Origin of the sequence: Pseudoalteromonas sp. MelDa3, from assembly GCF_002863625.1 — a bacterium.
Lineage (GTDB): Bacteria > Pseudomonadota > Gammaproteobacteria > Enterobacterales > Alteromonadaceae > Pseudoalteromonas > Pseudoalteromonas arctica.
In genome coordinates, this window is the sequence record NZ_PJBR01000024.1 from 1 (window position 1) to 14,925 (window position 14,925).

Here is a 14,925-nt window from a genome sequence, read left to right on the forward strand (position 1 = left end):
CTAAAGCTGCAGCTAAAATTTGCCAACCTTCGGAAGACATAAATAATTGCGCTGCAATCAGTGCAAAAACCAGACTTAAAAGCAGTGGTAGCATGTATACCGCAAATGCATGCTTAACGACGTGACTATCATCAAGTGACAAGGTTACCTTTTGTCCTACTTCAACAGAGGATTCAAATTTATAAGGGAAGGTTTTTTTTGCAGTGCCAAACAGCTTACCAAACACTTGTGAGCCGCAACGACCATTGCAGCCTTCACAAGCTTGTTTTTGTTGTGCTTCTAAATGAGCAATGTGGCCATCGAGGGCCACAACAGTGAGGGTTTGTTCAATCATAACAATCCTTACGAATCGTTTATAATGAGCGGGTAACTGACTCAGCAATCGCTTTTGCGGTCATACTCGGTACATTACCAACAACCGATACATCAAAATTACCGCCATTATGCACATATACTGTCGTTGCACCAGAGGTTAGTGCACCACTTAAACGCTTACCCGGTAATGGACGCTGAATAAATACCGAAATTTCAACAAAACCATCAGAGAACAAGTAATAGTCTGTTAATTCGTTATTTAAATCGAGCTTATGTCTGTCTGATTTTAGTAATTCAAAGCCATCCGGTAACCAACTAATTTGCCAGTTAGTCGCTGTACTGTCTTCGTTTATAAGTGCATCGTTTGGTAAAGGCGTTGGAAAGTTTCGATTGAGGACTTCAAGTAACATACCTGCTGGCTGCTCTGTCACACTAATGTGAGTAAGCTGTAACTGCTCTAAGGCCTCACCTTCATGGTTAACGTACGCGGCTTTTAGTAACAACGACGACTCCATATCCAGCCAAATCCAATAATTATATTTATACTCGTCTTTAGATTCTATGCGAACTAGTTGTGCAGCACGCCCAGCAATACGACCTTTCCCGCCTAGTACAAAATCATAGTGCGCGCTTAAGCGATCTATATCTTTAAAAAGTACTTCAGGGATTGGACCAGCTATTGAATCTGTTTTTAGGGAATATGGTTCTGACTGAGGTTCAAAATAAGTAACTTGGTTGTCAATACGGACCATTTCAAGCCCAGCACCGTTAAGTAAACTTAAATGCTCAAGTTCTGTGTCACCTTGTAAAGCATGCACCCATCGGTAGGGTTCCATTGTTTTACCTTTGACAACAACAAACGAAGCGTCAAAATTACGGGTGTGAACGGCATTAGCCATTTTTAGTAATAAATCTTTGGCAGGATTTGTGTCGTTGGCAAATGCATTAAAGCTTACTACCAACGACAGAACAAAAGTGATTACTTTCATTTAATTAGTTTTTTTCCTCAGACGCTTTGGTATTAGTTTGCGCTGTTTCTAAAGAATTCGCAACTCGTGCTTGGCGTTGATGCTCAAGAACTAATGCACCAATACGTTGTTGCTGTAATTCACGTAAACCTTGCTCTGCATTTTCAAGCGCAGGCTCAGATGAGTAACTTACTGGCGACGCCATACCTGTCAGCGGTGTGGTTTGTAGTAATGGAATTTCGCTTTGTTGCTCGTTGTTACTTTGAGGAAGCGTATTAACGCCCACAATAGCAAACATTGCCACACTGGCTGCAATTGCTAGTTGAGCAACTGGCTTGCGCCAATTAAAAGCCACTACTTTATTATCTTGTACTGTTTCAGTGATTGCTTGAGGCTGTGTTTTTGACTGACTAAAGTCAGCATAAACAGGCTCGCTTTCAAGTGCTAATGCAACGCGATCGCTAATATCAATATGTATGTCGTTATTATTTTTTTGAGCACGCATCGCATCACCAATTAACGCATAACGGCCAAACGTAGTTACATCTTGCTCTGCAATTTTTGCATCAGTCAGATGTTGCTCGCCATCAAGTAATGCCGATAACGCTTCGTTATCTAACTTGTTAAGGTGTGCTTTTGTCATACTAAGACTCGCCTATTAATGGGTTTAATTTGTTATCTATTGCTTCACGGGCACGAAATATACGCGAACGCACAGTCCCGACCGGGCAATCCATTACCACTGCTATTTCTTCATAGCTCATCCCTTCGATTTCTCTAAGGGTGATTGCGGTTTTAAGATCTTCAGGCAAACTATCAATCGTATTAAAAATAACAGCGCGAACTTCTTCGCTTAAAAGTAGGTTTTCAGGAGATGCATTAGATCGCATTGAATCTGCACAATCATAAAACTCGGCATCTTCAGCGTCTATATCATTTGCTGGCGGCTTACGCCCCTGGGCTACTAAGTAATTTTTAGCACAATTAACGGCAATACGGTATAACCACGTGTAAAAGGCGCTGTCACCTCTAAAGTTTGGAAGTGCACGGTAAGCTTTAATAAAAGCCTCTTGTGCTACATCAGCAATATCGCCTTGGTTTGATACATAACGTGAGATCAAACCTGCAATTTTGTTTTGATACTTCTTTACTAATAGGTTGAAGGCGTTTTTATCTCCTTGCTGGACCCTTTTTACTAGCACTAAATCTAATTCCTGCTCGCTCATTCGAGCCGGTACTCCTATGTCTGATTTTTGCTTGTTATTCATATTGTCGTCATTGTTCACAAATACTCTGACCTCTTTATGAATAAAAAGTTCTGCTTAATATTATTTTTTTATAAAATAGATGATAAATAACGGCGCTAAGCCTTTAAAATCACTACGTAGTAGTATGACAAATATGGTACAACTACAGATATTAAAAACAAATATTGCTCTATACGAGCATTGTAACCGCAAAGTACCTCTGACATGAACCAAAATAAACATCACATTGCAGATGTCGCTATTATAGGTAGCGGCGCAGCAGGCTTATCACTTGCATTATCTCTAGCTAATTATTGTAACGTTACCGTGATCAGTAAAGGAGCGCTTACAGAAGGTTCTACTTTATATGCTCAAGGTGGTATAGCAGCTGTATTTGATAAACAAAACGACAGCATAGAATCTCATGTTGAAGATACACTCGATGCGGGCGGCGGTTTATGCGACAGAGACGCTGTTCATTATACTGCCAGCAATGCTCACGATTGCCTACAGTGGTTAATCGACCAAGGTGTTCCCTTTGATATGGAGTTTGATAGCAAAGGAAAAGAGCGTTTTCATTTAACACGTGAAGGCGGTCACAGCCATCGTCGTATTTTGCATGCAGCCGATGCTACTGGCAAAGCTGTGCAAACCACGCTTATTAGCCAAGTTAAAATTCATAAGAATATAACGCTCTTAGAGCAATACAATGCTATTGATTTAATTACAGATAAAAGCGCCGGAAAAACAGGCTCACACATTGAAGGTATGTATGTGTGGAACAAAAAAGCTAAAAAGGTAGAAACCATTTCAGCTAAATTTGTTGCTCTTGCCACTGGTGGCGCAAGCAAAGTGTATTTGTATACATCTAATCCAGATGTATCAAGTGGTGATGGCATTGCAATGGCATGGCGCGCAGGCTGTAAAGTTGCCAATATGGAATTTAATCAATTTCATCCAACGAGCCTTTATCATCCAGAGCTACAAAACTTTTTAATTACAGAAGCTATGCGCGGTGAAGGGGCTTATTTAAAACGACCTGATGGCACTCGTTTTATGAAAGATTTTGACAGTCGTGAAGAACTTGCTCCACGCGATATAGTGGCACGCGCAATCGATTTTGAAATGAAGCGTTTAGGTGCTAATTGTGTTTATTTAGATATTAGCCACAAAGATAAAGACTTTATTATTGAGCACTTTCCTACTATTTACGCAAAATGCCTAAGTGTAGGGCTTGATATAACAAAAGAAGCAATCCCAGTTGTACCTGCTGCGCATTACACTTGTGGTGGCGTAATGACCGACTTTAACGGTAAAACAGATCTCGATAACTTGTATGCTGTTGGCGAAGTCGCTTACACAGGCCTACATGGTGCAAACCGTATGGCAAGTAATTCATTATTAGAATGTATTGTATTTGCCCACGCTGCAGCTAAAGATATTTTAAGTAAAATTGAACATGCACCAGAGCCAATGGCTCTACCTCATTGGGATGAAAGCCGTGTTAGTAACTCTGATGAAGAAATTGTTATTACCCATAACTGGCATGAACTACGTTTATTTATGTGGGATTATGTAGGTATTGTACGCTCTACTAAACGCTTAGAACGTGCACTGCATAGGGTTGAGTTGCTGCAGCAAGAGATACACGATTATTATGCAAACTTTAGAGTAAGTAATAACTTGCTTGAGCTTCGTAACTTAGTACAAGTGTCAGAACTCATTATTAGAAGTGCAATGGAGCGAAAAGAAAGCAGAGGCCTACATTATACTATTGATTACCCTGAACAAAATGAAAATCCAACACCGACTATTTTGACTCCAAAACGCAATTAATCGCGCTTAAAGTAGCACGTTTTAGACGCGCATAGCTTTGTTCATTAACACCGTTGGCTGAAATTATAAGCCAATGGTTGTTACTAAAACCTTTAATATGTAGCCATATATTATTGCCATAAAAACGGCTTTTTTTACTAATTTCACCCTGAATTTTTAAACCTTCACCCTCAAACCTAAATAGCTTGGGTTCTAGAATTATAACGCCATGGTTTGGATGAATTGCCAACACTTTTTGCCACACTAAAAAGCCAGCTAATATATTAATTATCAAACAAAAAAGCATAGCTAGTAGCGAATCTAAAAATAAACATAATATTAAACTGAGCATGCAAAAAAAGACCACAATAGGTTTGTGGTCAGCGTTATTATTAGTAACTGTAAACCTATACACGAACTCGGTCTAAGATCAGCGAAACCATACCGTTTAACTGCTCATCTTTACATTCTTGATGACCCATAAACCATGCAAATAAGTCAGGGTCTTCTTCTGTTAGCAAACGCTGAAAAATAGCCTGTTGCTCTGCGCTTAAAGAGTCGTATGCTTCTTCAACAAACGGCATAAACAAAACATCAAGCTCTAACATGCCACGACGGCAAGCCCAACGAATACGTGCTTTACTATGAATTTCAACCATTTTAAACCTCATACTTAATTGACTCGAGTTTAACAAACACAAGCCTATTTAGCAGCTATTAATCTCTCATTAAAGAATAAACCCGCACCAATAAGCGCTTGTCTGTACCATACGTAACAACTGCGTTATTATGTCACTTCATTTATATTGCAAAGAAGGTTTTTATGTCGAGCGTTTATGCATGTCCGTTATCTCATCAACTTATTAGCCTCTGCGGTGCTGATAAATTATCTTATTTACACGGGCAAATCTCTCAAGATCTAAATAAATTAACCAGCAGTAATTATTTGTGGGCTGGCCATTGCAGCGCTAAAGGTAAACTTTGGGGCGTATTTAAATTATTTTCTTATCAAGACAGCTACTACCTTACAGGCAGCGAAAACGAAGTAGAAAAATCGTTAGCTGAGCTAAAAAAGTATGCCGTACTTGCAAAAGTTGACATTAGTGCATGTTCAAAGCGATTAATTGGTCTCATTGGTGATGATTTATCGGGTGTACTCGCACAACTTGATATTAACTTTGAAGGTGATGCGAGCGCGTGTGACTTTGAAAGCGGTAAAGCACTAAAATTAGCTGATAACCGTGTTTTATTGATGGTCGATAGCCAGTTTAGTATGCCTGATGACGTATCTACACTTGATAACGAAGCTCCTTGGCAACAAGCATCTATGCTTGCAGGTGAACCTCAGTTAAGTGCAGATGCAATTGGCGAGTATGTTCCTCAAATGGTAAACCTACATGCTATTGGCGGTATAAGCTTTAAAAAAGGGTGTTATACCGGTCAAGAAACTGTGGCTCGCATGAAGTACCTAGGTAAAAATAAGCGTGCAATGTATATAGTTTCAGGTCAAAGCGAAGGGATACTTTCAGAGCCCGATTTAGAAACCCAATTAGGCGAAAATTGGCGCCGTGCGGGTAAACTTATTGCACAAAGCTTTAATGAACAAACAAATAAATTAACAGGCCTCGTTGTGTTGCCAAACGATACTGATGTAACTCAGGTACTTCGTGCAAAACACACACCTCAGGTGGAGCTAAGCATTCTGCCTCTACCCTACTCTCTTGAAGATGAATAAATAGGAATGACTATGATCGTTGCGGCAAACAAAGTGGTAAAAATGCATTATTCGGTAATGGATAATGATGGCAATAGCATTGATAACTCGTTCGGTGGTGAGCCACTACACTTTATCATTGGCACAGGCTACTTAATTTCAGGCCTAGAAAATGCTTTGCAAGGCAAACAACCAGGCGACACACTTAGCGTAAAAGTTGAACCTGATGAAGGTTATGGCGAACGCCACGATAACCTAATGCAAGCTGTACCTAAGTCGATGTTTGAAGGTATGGAAATTGAAGTCGGCATGCAATTTCGTGCATCAACAGATGATGGTGACCAATCAGTAATGATCATCGATATCCAAGATGAAGAAGTTATTGTAGATGGTAATAACCCACTTGCAGGCATAACACTTAACTTTGATGTAGAGATACTAGAAGTACGTGATGCAACCGAAGAAGAACTCACTCATGGTCATGTACATGGTGAAGGTGGGTGTGGTCACGACCACTAATACACTGTTAAACCAAGAAAAAAGCGCCTAGGGCGCTTTTTTTATATCATATTGTTGCGCTTAACCGTTTCAGTTTTTGCCTTACTAGGCAGCGCGATTGATACATTCTTTTCTTTTAGAGCGGCTAGTAAACCTTTTTGATCGTTTGTGCCAACTCGATACAAAGTGCCATCTTTAAGCGTTAGCTGTATTGCACTAAAGCCAGATACTGTATACACCCAACCATCGTGAGTAATTCGCATACCAATACCGTGTCTGTAAGAGTTTTGAACTGCCTTAGCTTCTACTACTTCGCCAAGCTCAATGCTTTGCCCTGCAACGCCTGGGCCAAACGCCCAGCTAATTTTTTTATCATCTACTTTTACTGTTAGACCATGGAACAAAAAGCCCACCAGCACTAAAATCCCAGCAAATATCATTAAAGGTCCATCAGCGCCTAATAAGTTCCATGCAAGCGCTACAAAACCGCCTATCCACGCTAATACAAAAAAGATAAACACCGCATACTGTTTATGCTGATACATAATATTCTCTAAATTAAATAAATACTTAAAAGCTGTACACCAATGTAGCACTCAGCTCTGAGTCGAACTTGAGTTTATCATCTTCGGGTTTTGAATTATAACGATACATGTAGGTAAATTTGAGTGATACCGCACCAATCACTTGGCTTATTAGTGCGGTTTCCGATTTTAAGCGAGAATTAAGACCTGAGAGCGACTGCTCTATACTCACATCTTGATTAAAACGAGTACGCTTAGAAACCAAACGTTCCCACTGCATTGCAACACGTACTAAATAACCAGTTTTATTAATTTCATCTTCGCTCACATCCGAATCTTCATCGGCTACTGAACGGTATAAACCAGGTCCTATATCAATATCTACTTTGTTTTTAGAGCCTTGGTATACACGTGCACCATAGCCTGTCGCCACCGTACTTTTAAAATCAAGTCCACTAAACTCATCTTCTTCGTAATCACCGTAAATAAAAAATGAGGAGTTTTTAACACCGACTTTATAGTTACCTTGCGCAGATACAAAAACACGATTAGCTGTAACATCAGTGCCACCGCTTTCATCGTTCTCATCACGCTTATAAAGAGAGTCTATTTTAAATTGGTTACGCCACTTTTCAAAGTCTTGGTATAAATTACCTTTGAGCTTAAAACTGGTCGAATTGGTGTTACCTTTACTTAGAATAAAGCCAAATTCAGTATCACCGTAGAACATGTCACCTTTGTGTAACTCATGAATTTCTTCATCAGAGAGCTTGCCATATTCATGAAAATCTTCAAATGGATCAACGGCCCAACTTGGGCTGCTAATTATTAAAAAAATTAAAAATAAATACTTACGCACAATACTCTCTCTGCACACAATTATAAAAATAAGCAGTATTGCTTATTCAGTTTCTTTCCATAAAATATGACAAAACGGAGCATCTTTATCACGACTAATCAAAATTTTAGCAAACAAAACATCATCATTTTCAAATTCTAAACCAACCAACACCTGAATAAAGTGCTCTGGCTCTATTTCAAGGGCTACAAAGTCTTGCCACTGGTCATCTGGCTCGTCTTCTTCAATAAAGCCTAGGTCTTCTCTAAACTCATTAAAGTCTTCAACATCTTTTTCACTCAAGTTATTTGGCGCTAACTCTAAAAAAATATCATAAGCTTGGTGAGTAGCTTCTTCTACCGTATATAAACGTGGACCCGACATATGTGCTTAACCTTAAGCTTTTAAGTTGCGCTATATTATCAAATCTCATCATCATTTTGATAAAAAAAAGCGTAAAACACTGACTTTTTTGTAACCGAGTCATGCTTTATTCAGCATACAACTAAAACGACAAATAAAAACTCACCTAACCCATTGAATATAAAGATTACTTTTATTATTTTAGTTAAAATAACAACGTAAAATATTTTTATTATCTTAGGTTCGAATTGTTTAGCTTTTTCTCATCTAAAACCAATTTATTAAGACTACGGCTTTAGCAATAAATTCCATTTATTTAAAAAATACCGTCACTTTACTTAATTCCTATAACAACATAAGCTCAAGCAACAGGTCAGAGGAGTGTGTAATGATAAAACTAGAAAAACAAAATGGCATTGCAACCGTCACGCTTAGCAGAGCAAAAAAACAAAATGCATTAAGTTTTGAAATGTTTGTAGAGCTAAACAAAGCCATTAAAAATATAAAAAGAGATCGTAGTATTCGTGCTGTGGTAATAAAAGGCGATGGCGAGCATTTTTGTGCAGGCCTTGATATATCTGCAGTAATGGCTACACCAATGAACATAGTGAAATTATTGCTTAAATGGTTACCTGGCAATCAAAATTTAGCGCAAAAAGTAGTATTAGGCTGGCAGTCACTTAGTGTGCCCGTTATTGCACAAATTGATGGCAACTGTTTAGGGGGTGGTTTGCAAATAGCTTTGGGGACAGATTACAGAGTTGTTCATATTGATGCCAAACTTGCCATTATGGAAGCGCGTTGGGGATTGTGCCCCGATATGGGCGCAAATGTAATGATGAGCGGTTTAGTTAAGCGCGACCAAGCACTTTGGCTTGCAAGCCACGCAAACCCAATCACTGCACAACAAGCAAATGAGCTAGGTTTGGTTACTAAACTTACCGATGATACTCAACAAGCCACGCAAAACATGCTCGATACATTACTTGAGCGTTCACCAGATACGCTTGCTGCTATTAAACGTGTTACACAACTTAGCTATAAACCAAACCAACGAAAAATACTCGCTAAAGAAACCTTAAGCCAAATTCGCTTATTGCTAAACCCAAACACTAAAAAAGCAATTGCTAAAGCAAAAGGAAAAGCGGATATAACCTACGCAAATACAAAGCACTGGTAGACTATTGCACAATGCATAAAAGAGTTTGATTTGTTAAAGTTAAGCTCTTATCTTTTCTGTGAGCCACTTTGATGAAATATCTGCTCAGTAGCGCTATTATTTTACTATGTTTAGCCTGCGCTAAACTCATTATGCACTTTATTGGTGGAAGCTTTCCTGCACCGTTACTCGCTATGGTTATTTTATTAGTTTTACTCTTATCGGGTATTGTAAAAGAGCAACATATAAAACCATGCGCCTCCCCTATTTTAAATATTATGCCTATCTTTTTCATTCCTGCGGGTGTGGGATTTATTGAACATCTCGGCCTTATAAAATCGCACTGGGCATTTTTAGCCTCAGTTGTGGTGCTAGTCCCTATAACTACCTTGTTGCTTGTTAGCAGTGTAATTGCGTACTTTAAGGGAAGAGAAAATAATGACTGATTTTACTTTTTCCGCTATTTCAGAGCTACAGCCTAATTTATGGTGGCTAAGTATTCCTTTTATTATTGTATTGTTTTTAGCACTAAGGGCCGTAAACCAAAGTATAAAAAACAGCGTATTTAAATCGCTCACTAACCCCGTATTTTTAAGTATTAGTATTATCGCTTTATTACTAATTAACCTAAATTTGCCTTATACGCAATTTGCCTCGCACAGCAAATTACTAAGCTGGTTATTAGAGCCCGCGATTGTAGCTTTAGCACTTCCTTTATATCAGCAGTTTACACACGTACGAAAAAATCTATTACTCATAGTCGCAACATGTAGCTTAGGTATTGTTAACGCAACCGTTGTGGCATTTTTGCTAAGCATATTATTTAATGCGCCTGCGCAGCTAAGTGCATCTGTTGCCGCACTCAGTGTCACAACCCCAATATCTTTAATTGTTACTGACTCATTAGGGGGGATTAGCTCTCTTGCTGCGGCTTTAGTTATTTTTATTGGTTTACTAGGCGCTTTATTTGGCTTTATGCTTTTTAAACTCATTAATATTTTTAATCACGAATCTCAAGGTGTTGCAATGGGCACAGCTTGTCATGCAATTGGGACTGCTGCTGCTATTGCTGAACATCCAAAAGTAGGCGCTTACTCCTCAGTTGCAATGGCGCTAAGTGCTTTATTAACAGCAATTATAGTGCCGCTGTTATATCCATTTTTAGTCAACATTTTGCTATAGTTGGAAAAATACAACATAGCCCTAACATAGAGCGCTTTATGATCAGTTCTGAAATCGAACAGTTTGAAAAATATTACACCATGCTTACTGAGTATATGGTTACCTACAGTATGCAAATTGTTGGCGCTATTTTTATCGTCCTCATTGGTTTGTGGATAGCACAAAAGCTTGCCAAATTTGTAGCCGCGTTAATGACCCGTCATAACGTTGACATTACGCTTACTAACTTTGTCAGTAGCGTGGTAAAAGTACTGCTAATTGTAATGGTTATAATTATTGCACTTGGCAAAATAGGTATCAGCGTTACGCCATTTGTAGCAGCCATTGGTGCTGCATCTTTAGGTGCTGGTTTAGCGCTGCAAGGAATGCTTTCTAACTATGGTGCGGGCCTTGCCATTATAGCCACTCGACCTTTTGTTGTTGGTGATACTATTGAAGTTAAAAATGTAAGCGGCCAAGTTAAAACAATTGAGCTTGGCTACACTATTTTAATCAATGAAGAAAAAGTAGAAATCACCATTCCAAATAAGCATATAGTAGGTGAAATACTTCATAACTCATTTAGTTACTCATTGGTCAAAGGTGAAATAGATATAGCCTATAGTGCTTGCTCTGATAATGCGATTAGCCTTATTGAAGACGTACTTAAAGCACACGAATTAGTCGCACAAAATCCGTTATCACAAGTGGGTATTGAACGCTTTGCCGATAGCGGTGTTACAATAAGCTACCGATATTGGGTACCTACTACTAAAATTATCGAAACCAAGCTGGCTATTAATGGCGGTGTTTATAAAGCAATTAATAACGCTGATATTGAAATCCCATTCCCTCAACGCGTCATTACTATAAATAAAAGCGATATATAGTCATAAAATCCAGTGGGTAATTCAATATTGAATTACCCACATCAATAAACTTCTTTTACTGCGTAAAAACTCCTTATCTGTTTGTTATTTTATCTGTAATATAAAGACTTGGTTAAAAAAGTCGGCTAATCACTCGCTTTAATTACATAATAACAATAATGAGCCATTATGAATCGCAGCCCTTTTTATTTAGGTGATTGGCAAGTCAATCCCCAGTCAAATACTCTTCAGCGTGCAGAAAAAAATAAACAGTTAGAACCAAAAGCCATGGATGTGTTAGTTCATCTTTGCTTCCAAAAAGGCGAAATTGTTACTACTGACGAGCTATTAGATCAATGCTGGAAAAATGTTGAGGTCGGCGATAACCCGCTGCATAAAACAATTACCCAGTTACGAAAAGCCCTCGGTGATAAAGCAAGTGAACCCACCTACATAGAAACTATTCGCAAACGTGGTTACCGCGTTATTGCAAAACTTGAGTTTCCTCTGGCTGAAGATATAAAAAAAAGTGAAAACACATGGCAAGGTGGCTCTCCTTTTTTAGGATTAAGCGCCTACAACCCAAGCGATACACACCTATTTTTTGGCCGCAATCAATCTATAGAAACGTTACTCAATAGAATATCGAGCCAAGTTAAATTTGGTCGTGCTTTTTGCTTAATACTTGGCCCTAGCGGTACGGGTAAATCTTCGCTTGTTAATGCTGGGATTTTACCAAAACTGCTAGATGAGCGAGGCTATAACGGCATTGGGGTTATTTCTTATAGCCAACTCGACTTTGCAGATGTTCATAAAAATAGACTTTTTTTAGATTTAGCTTCTGCATTACTTGATTGGGATATAAACGCCCAGCCTGTGTTTGAAGGATTAAGCGCGCAAACACTGGCAGAGCAACTAGAATTGACAATCGATGGCGTAATCAACGCCATACAAATTGCACTTAGCAAAGCCTCTACACAACTTAAAACACCACAGTTATTTTTATTTATTGACCGCTTAGAAGTACTGCTTTCTTCTCCTATATTTAGTAGCGAAACGCGCAGCCATTTTTTATCGGTTATTGAGCGCTTAGCAACCTCTAAAACTGTGATTGTATTTAGTGCGTGTCGTAACGACTTTTACCCTTTAGTCGTTGAACAACCAAGTCTAATGGCAGGCAAAGCTCATGGCGCCCACTACGATTTAACACCGCCAAACCGCCAAGAGCTCCAACAAATTATTCGCCTGCCAGCGCTAACCGCTAATTTAACGTTCTCCAATGACCCACAAACCCAAACACCACTGGATGAAATATTGTGCGCCGATACAGCCAATAACCCCGATGCACTGCCCATGCTACAATACACATTGCAAGAGCTGTACTTACAGCGCAGTGATAATAACGAGCTACTGCACAGTGTTTACACAAAACTCGGTGGTATTGAGGGCGCCATAGGCAAAAAAGCAGAAGATATATTTATTGACCTTAGTAACGAGCAACAACAGCAACTAAAAAGCGTGTTATCACAGCTGATCACTTTAAATCCAGATGGTAAAACCATTACGAGCCGCGCTGCCCGCTGGCAAACATTAACGAACACAAGCCAAAAAGAGCTTGTGCAAGCCATGGTCGATAGCCGTTTATTTGTATCGCATTTACAAAACCAAGAAGCCTGCTTTAGCCTTGCTCACGAGGCATTATTACGTCAATGGCCGCGCGCAAAACAATGGATTAATGACCATAAAGATGCCTTAGCAATAAAAAGTCGTTTACAACACCAAGCGCAAAATTGGATAGATGAAGGTAAAAGTAGTGCTTACCTCCTAGCGCCAGGTAAACCGCTACAAGAAGCGCAGCTATTACTAAACGACAAACTGTTTAAATTAGATGATAACGAGCACACTCTTATCAAAAGCTCTATTAAAAAAACAAAAACAAAAATAAGAGTAAAACGAGTGACCGTTGCTTTATTGTGCTTACTTACATTTACCGCGTTATTAATGAGCTTTACTAGTTTTAAGGCCCAACAACATGCGCAAAAGAAACAGCTTGAGGCCGAAAGCTTACTAGGGTTTATGGTGGGTGACTTTGCCGATAAATTACGTAGCGTTGAACGTATGGACTTACTTGATGGTATTAGTAATAAAGCACTTGAGTATTTTACTGAGCAAACTGACGATTCAAGTTCTCTCTTTAGCTTTAGCGATAATAAAGCACAATTTAACAACCGTTTTCAGTACGCACAAACCCTCGAAGCAATGGGTGAAGTAGCTTATTCCCGAGGTAAAACCGATGAAGCCTTTACCGCCTTTGAAAACGCCCGCACCCGCCTTGAGGCATTATTAAAAATACAGCCTAACAACTTAGAGCTACTCACGCTTGCAGGTGCCAATGCCTTTTGGCTTGGTCAATTAGCTTATGATCAAAATGATCATCAAGCTACTGAGCAAATGTTTAAAAAATACCACGCTTACAGTAAAAAAATGTATGCGCTGGCAGCCAATGATTTTAACTCCATTATGGAATTGTCGTATTCATCTAATTCTTTAGGTTCTTTATACATAGAAAAGTCTGACTACAGCGCTGCAAAAAAGAACTTTACAGAGTCGCTTTTACTTAAAAATAAAGCACTTGAACTAAAACCGAATAACAAAAATTTACTTCGAGATAAATCAGATACGATTAGTTGGCTTGCAAAAACAGAAGAGAAGCTAAGTAACTTTAATGAAGCAGTTAATATATTGGAAGGTGCAGTTGAGGTAATCACAAAATTGACTGCTAACTACCCTAGTGATGCAAGCCTTTTTTACACGTCAGCAAACATATATATGCAACAAAGTTATTTACTGAGCTATTTGAGTGATAAACGGATGGCTCATAAAAAAGCCAGCTTGGCTAATCAAGTTATCAATGAAGCTTTAGTACAAGATCCAAAAAACAATAAATTTCAGCTTATGTATTATCGCTCTTTAGCACATTCACTAATGCTATCTACTGATGAAAGTACTGACTCAACAATTGAAAAAATAATTAATTTTTTAAAATCTCAAAATTTTAAAAATACCAGCACTATCAATACACAAATTACACTGATTCAATATTTTATAAATAGACAATCACCACTCAAAGCACAGGAGTTATTAACTGAGCTTGAGAATAATGAAAACTACACACATCAATTAGCCAACCTAACTAGAACTGGTGATTACTTAGTACATACAAGAATAAACTTAATCAAAGCGAACTTAGCTACAACTAATAAACAGCGAGAGCAATTTTGCTTAAGTGCTATCAAAACTATTTCTGAAGCAGCAAAAACAAGTCAGAGCGTAAAAATAACATACCCACTAGTACAAGCTTATACCTGTTTAAACAGAGAAGACGAGATATCAGAAATAAAAACAAGCCTAGTTAAATTAGGCATTACGAACTTCCAACTATAATTACTCATAA

17 protein-coding genes are annotated in these 14,925 nt (G+C 38.6%); 8 read left to right on the top strand and 9 right to left on the bottom strand.

What is annotated here, in order from left to right:
* The 4 genes from CXF89_RS07010 to rpoE form a co-directional block, all read right to left on the bottom strand.
* Window positions 1–334 (bottom strand): SoxR reducing system RseC family protein (locus tag CXF89_RS07010; protein WP_121954200.1); only part of this gene is annotated, 334 nt, incomplete at its 3' end.
* Between the two features lie 19 nt (window positions 335–353).
* The gene (locus tag CXF89_RS07015; RefSeq protein WP_121954201.1) at window positions 354–1,304 is read right to left on the bottom strand and encodes a MucB/RseB C-terminal domain-containing protein; all 951 of its coding nucleotides are present in this window, start codon (window positions 1,302–1,304) and stop codon (window positions 354–356) included.
* Window positions 1,305–1,308: 4 nt separating this feature from the next.
* The gene (locus CXF89_RS07020) at window positions 1,309–1,926 is read right to left on the bottom strand and encodes a sigma-E factor negative regulatory protein (protein WP_007581717.1); all 618 of its coding nucleotides are present in this window, start codon (window positions 1,924–1,926) and stop codon (window positions 1,309–1,311) included.
* 1 nt (window position 1,927) lies between these two features.
* Window positions 1,928–2,509: an RNA polymerase sigma factor RpoE gene (gene rpoE, locus CXF89_RS07025; RefSeq protein ID WP_002958721.1), complete on the bottom strand. Its 582-nt coding sequence runs from the start codon at window positions 2,507–2,509 to the stop codon at window positions 1,928–1,930.
* 246 nt (window positions 2,510–2,755) lie between these two features.
* On the opposite strand from rpoE, the gene nadB reads away from it, so the two are divergent.
* Window positions 2,756–4,366, top strand: a complete 1,611-nt coding sequence (gene nadB / locus CXF89_RS07030) for an L-aspartate oxidase (RefSeq protein ID WP_007581714.1) — start codon at window positions 2,756–2,758, stop codon at window positions 4,364–4,366.
* Here nadB and CXF89_RS21360 read toward each other — a convergent pair.
* Together CXF89_RS21360 and CXF89_RS07040 are read right to left on the bottom strand one after the other, a co-directional pair.
* Window positions 4,341–4,697 carry a hypothetical protein gene (locus tag CXF89_RS21360; protein ID WP_007581712.1) on the bottom strand — a complete coding sequence of 119 codons (357 nt, stop codon included), beginning with the start codon at window positions 4,695–4,697 and terminating at the stop codon, window positions 4,341–4,343. The two genes, nadB and CXF89_RS21360, sit on opposite strands and share 26 nt — an antisense overlap.
* 55 nt (window positions 4,698–4,752) lie before the next feature.
* A complete protein-coding gene (locus CXF89_RS07040; RefSeq protein ID WP_007581709.1) occupies window positions 4,753–5,004 on the bottom strand; it encodes an FAD assembly factor SdhE in 252 nt (83 codons plus the stop codon).
* 164 nt (window positions 5,005–5,168) lie between these two features.
* Here CXF89_RS07040 and CXF89_RS07045 point away from each other — a divergent pair, with 164 nt between their 5' ends.
* Both CXF89_RS07045 and CXF89_RS07050 read left to right on the top strand, forming a co-directional pair.
* On the top strand, window positions 5,169–6,080 hold the full coding sequence (locus tag CXF89_RS07045; protein ID WP_121954202.1) for a CAF17-like 4Fe-4S cluster assembly/insertion protein YgfZ: 912 nt from the start codon (window positions 5,169–5,171) through the stop codon (window positions 6,078–6,080).
* A 12-nt stretch (window positions 6,081–6,092) separates the two neighbouring features.
* Window positions 6,093–6,578, top strand: coding sequence for an FKBP-type peptidyl-prolyl cis-trans isomerase (locus CXF89_RS07050; protein ID WP_007581704.1), 486 nt, complete (start codon window positions 6,093–6,095; stop codon window positions 6,576–6,578).
* Window positions 6,579–6,619: 41 nt separating this feature from the next.
* Here CXF89_RS07050 and CXF89_RS07055 read toward each other — a convergent pair whose 3' ends face one another.
* The 3 genes from CXF89_RS07055 to CXF89_RS07065 are packed head-to-tail and all read right to left on the bottom strand — an operon-like array spanning window position 6,620 to window position 8,303.
* On the bottom strand, window positions 6,620–7,102 hold the full coding sequence (locus CXF89_RS07055) for a hypothetical protein (protein WP_008168001.1): 483 nt from the start codon (window positions 7,100–7,102) through the stop codon (window positions 6,620–6,622).
* Window positions 7,103–7,127: 25 nt separating this feature from the next.
* Window positions 7,128–7,940 carry a DUF481 domain-containing protein gene (locus CXF89_RS07060; RefSeq protein WP_007581700.1) on the bottom strand — a complete coding sequence of 271 codons (813 nt, stop codon included), beginning with the start codon at window positions 7,938–7,940 and terminating at the stop codon, window positions 7,128–7,130.
* 42 nt (window positions 7,941–7,982) lie between these two features.
* Window positions 7,983–8,303, bottom strand: coding sequence for an HI1450 family dsDNA-mimic protein (locus CXF89_RS07065; RefSeq protein WP_007581697.1), 321 nt, complete (start codon window positions 8,301–8,303; stop codon window positions 7,983–7,985).
* A gap of 367 nt (window positions 8,304–8,670) precedes the next feature.
* On the opposite strand from CXF89_RS07065, the gene CXF89_RS07070 reads away from it, so the two are divergent.
* The 5 genes from CXF89_RS07070 (at window position 8,671) to CXF89_RS07090 (ending at window position 14,915) form a co-directional block, all read left to right on the top strand.
* The gene (locus CXF89_RS07070) at window positions 8,671–9,462 is read left to right on the top strand and encodes a crotonase/enoyl-CoA hydratase family protein (RefSeq protein ID WP_121954203.1); all 792 of its coding nucleotides are present in this window, start codon (window positions 8,671–8,673) and stop codon (window positions 9,460–9,462) included.
* A 71-nt stretch (window positions 9,463–9,533) separates the two neighbouring features.
* Window positions 9,534–9,887, top strand: a complete 354-nt coding sequence (locus CXF89_RS07075) for a CidA/LrgA family protein (protein WP_002958731.1) — start codon at window positions 9,534–9,536, stop codon at window positions 9,885–9,887.
* A complete protein-coding gene (locus CXF89_RS07080; protein WP_024592978.1) occupies window positions 9,880–10,623 on the top strand; it encodes an LrgB family protein in 744 nt (247 codons plus the stop codon). Before CXF89_RS07075 ends, CXF89_RS07080 begins: the two co-directional genes overlap by 8 nt.
* A 38-nt stretch (window positions 10,624–10,661) precedes the next feature.
* Window positions 10,662–11,492 (top strand): mechanosensitive ion channel family protein, encoded by an 831-nt coding sequence (locus tag CXF89_RS07085; protein WP_008167991.1) that lies wholly within the window; start codon window positions 10,662–10,664, stop codon window positions 11,490–11,492.
* A gap of 168 nt (window positions 11,493–11,660) precedes the next feature.
* Entirely contained in the window at window positions 11,661–14,915 is a 3,255-nt protein-coding gene (locus CXF89_RS07090) for an nSTAND1 domain-containing NTPase (RefSeq protein WP_121954204.1), read from the top strand.
* Window positions 14,916–14,925 lie beyond the last annotated feature (10 nt).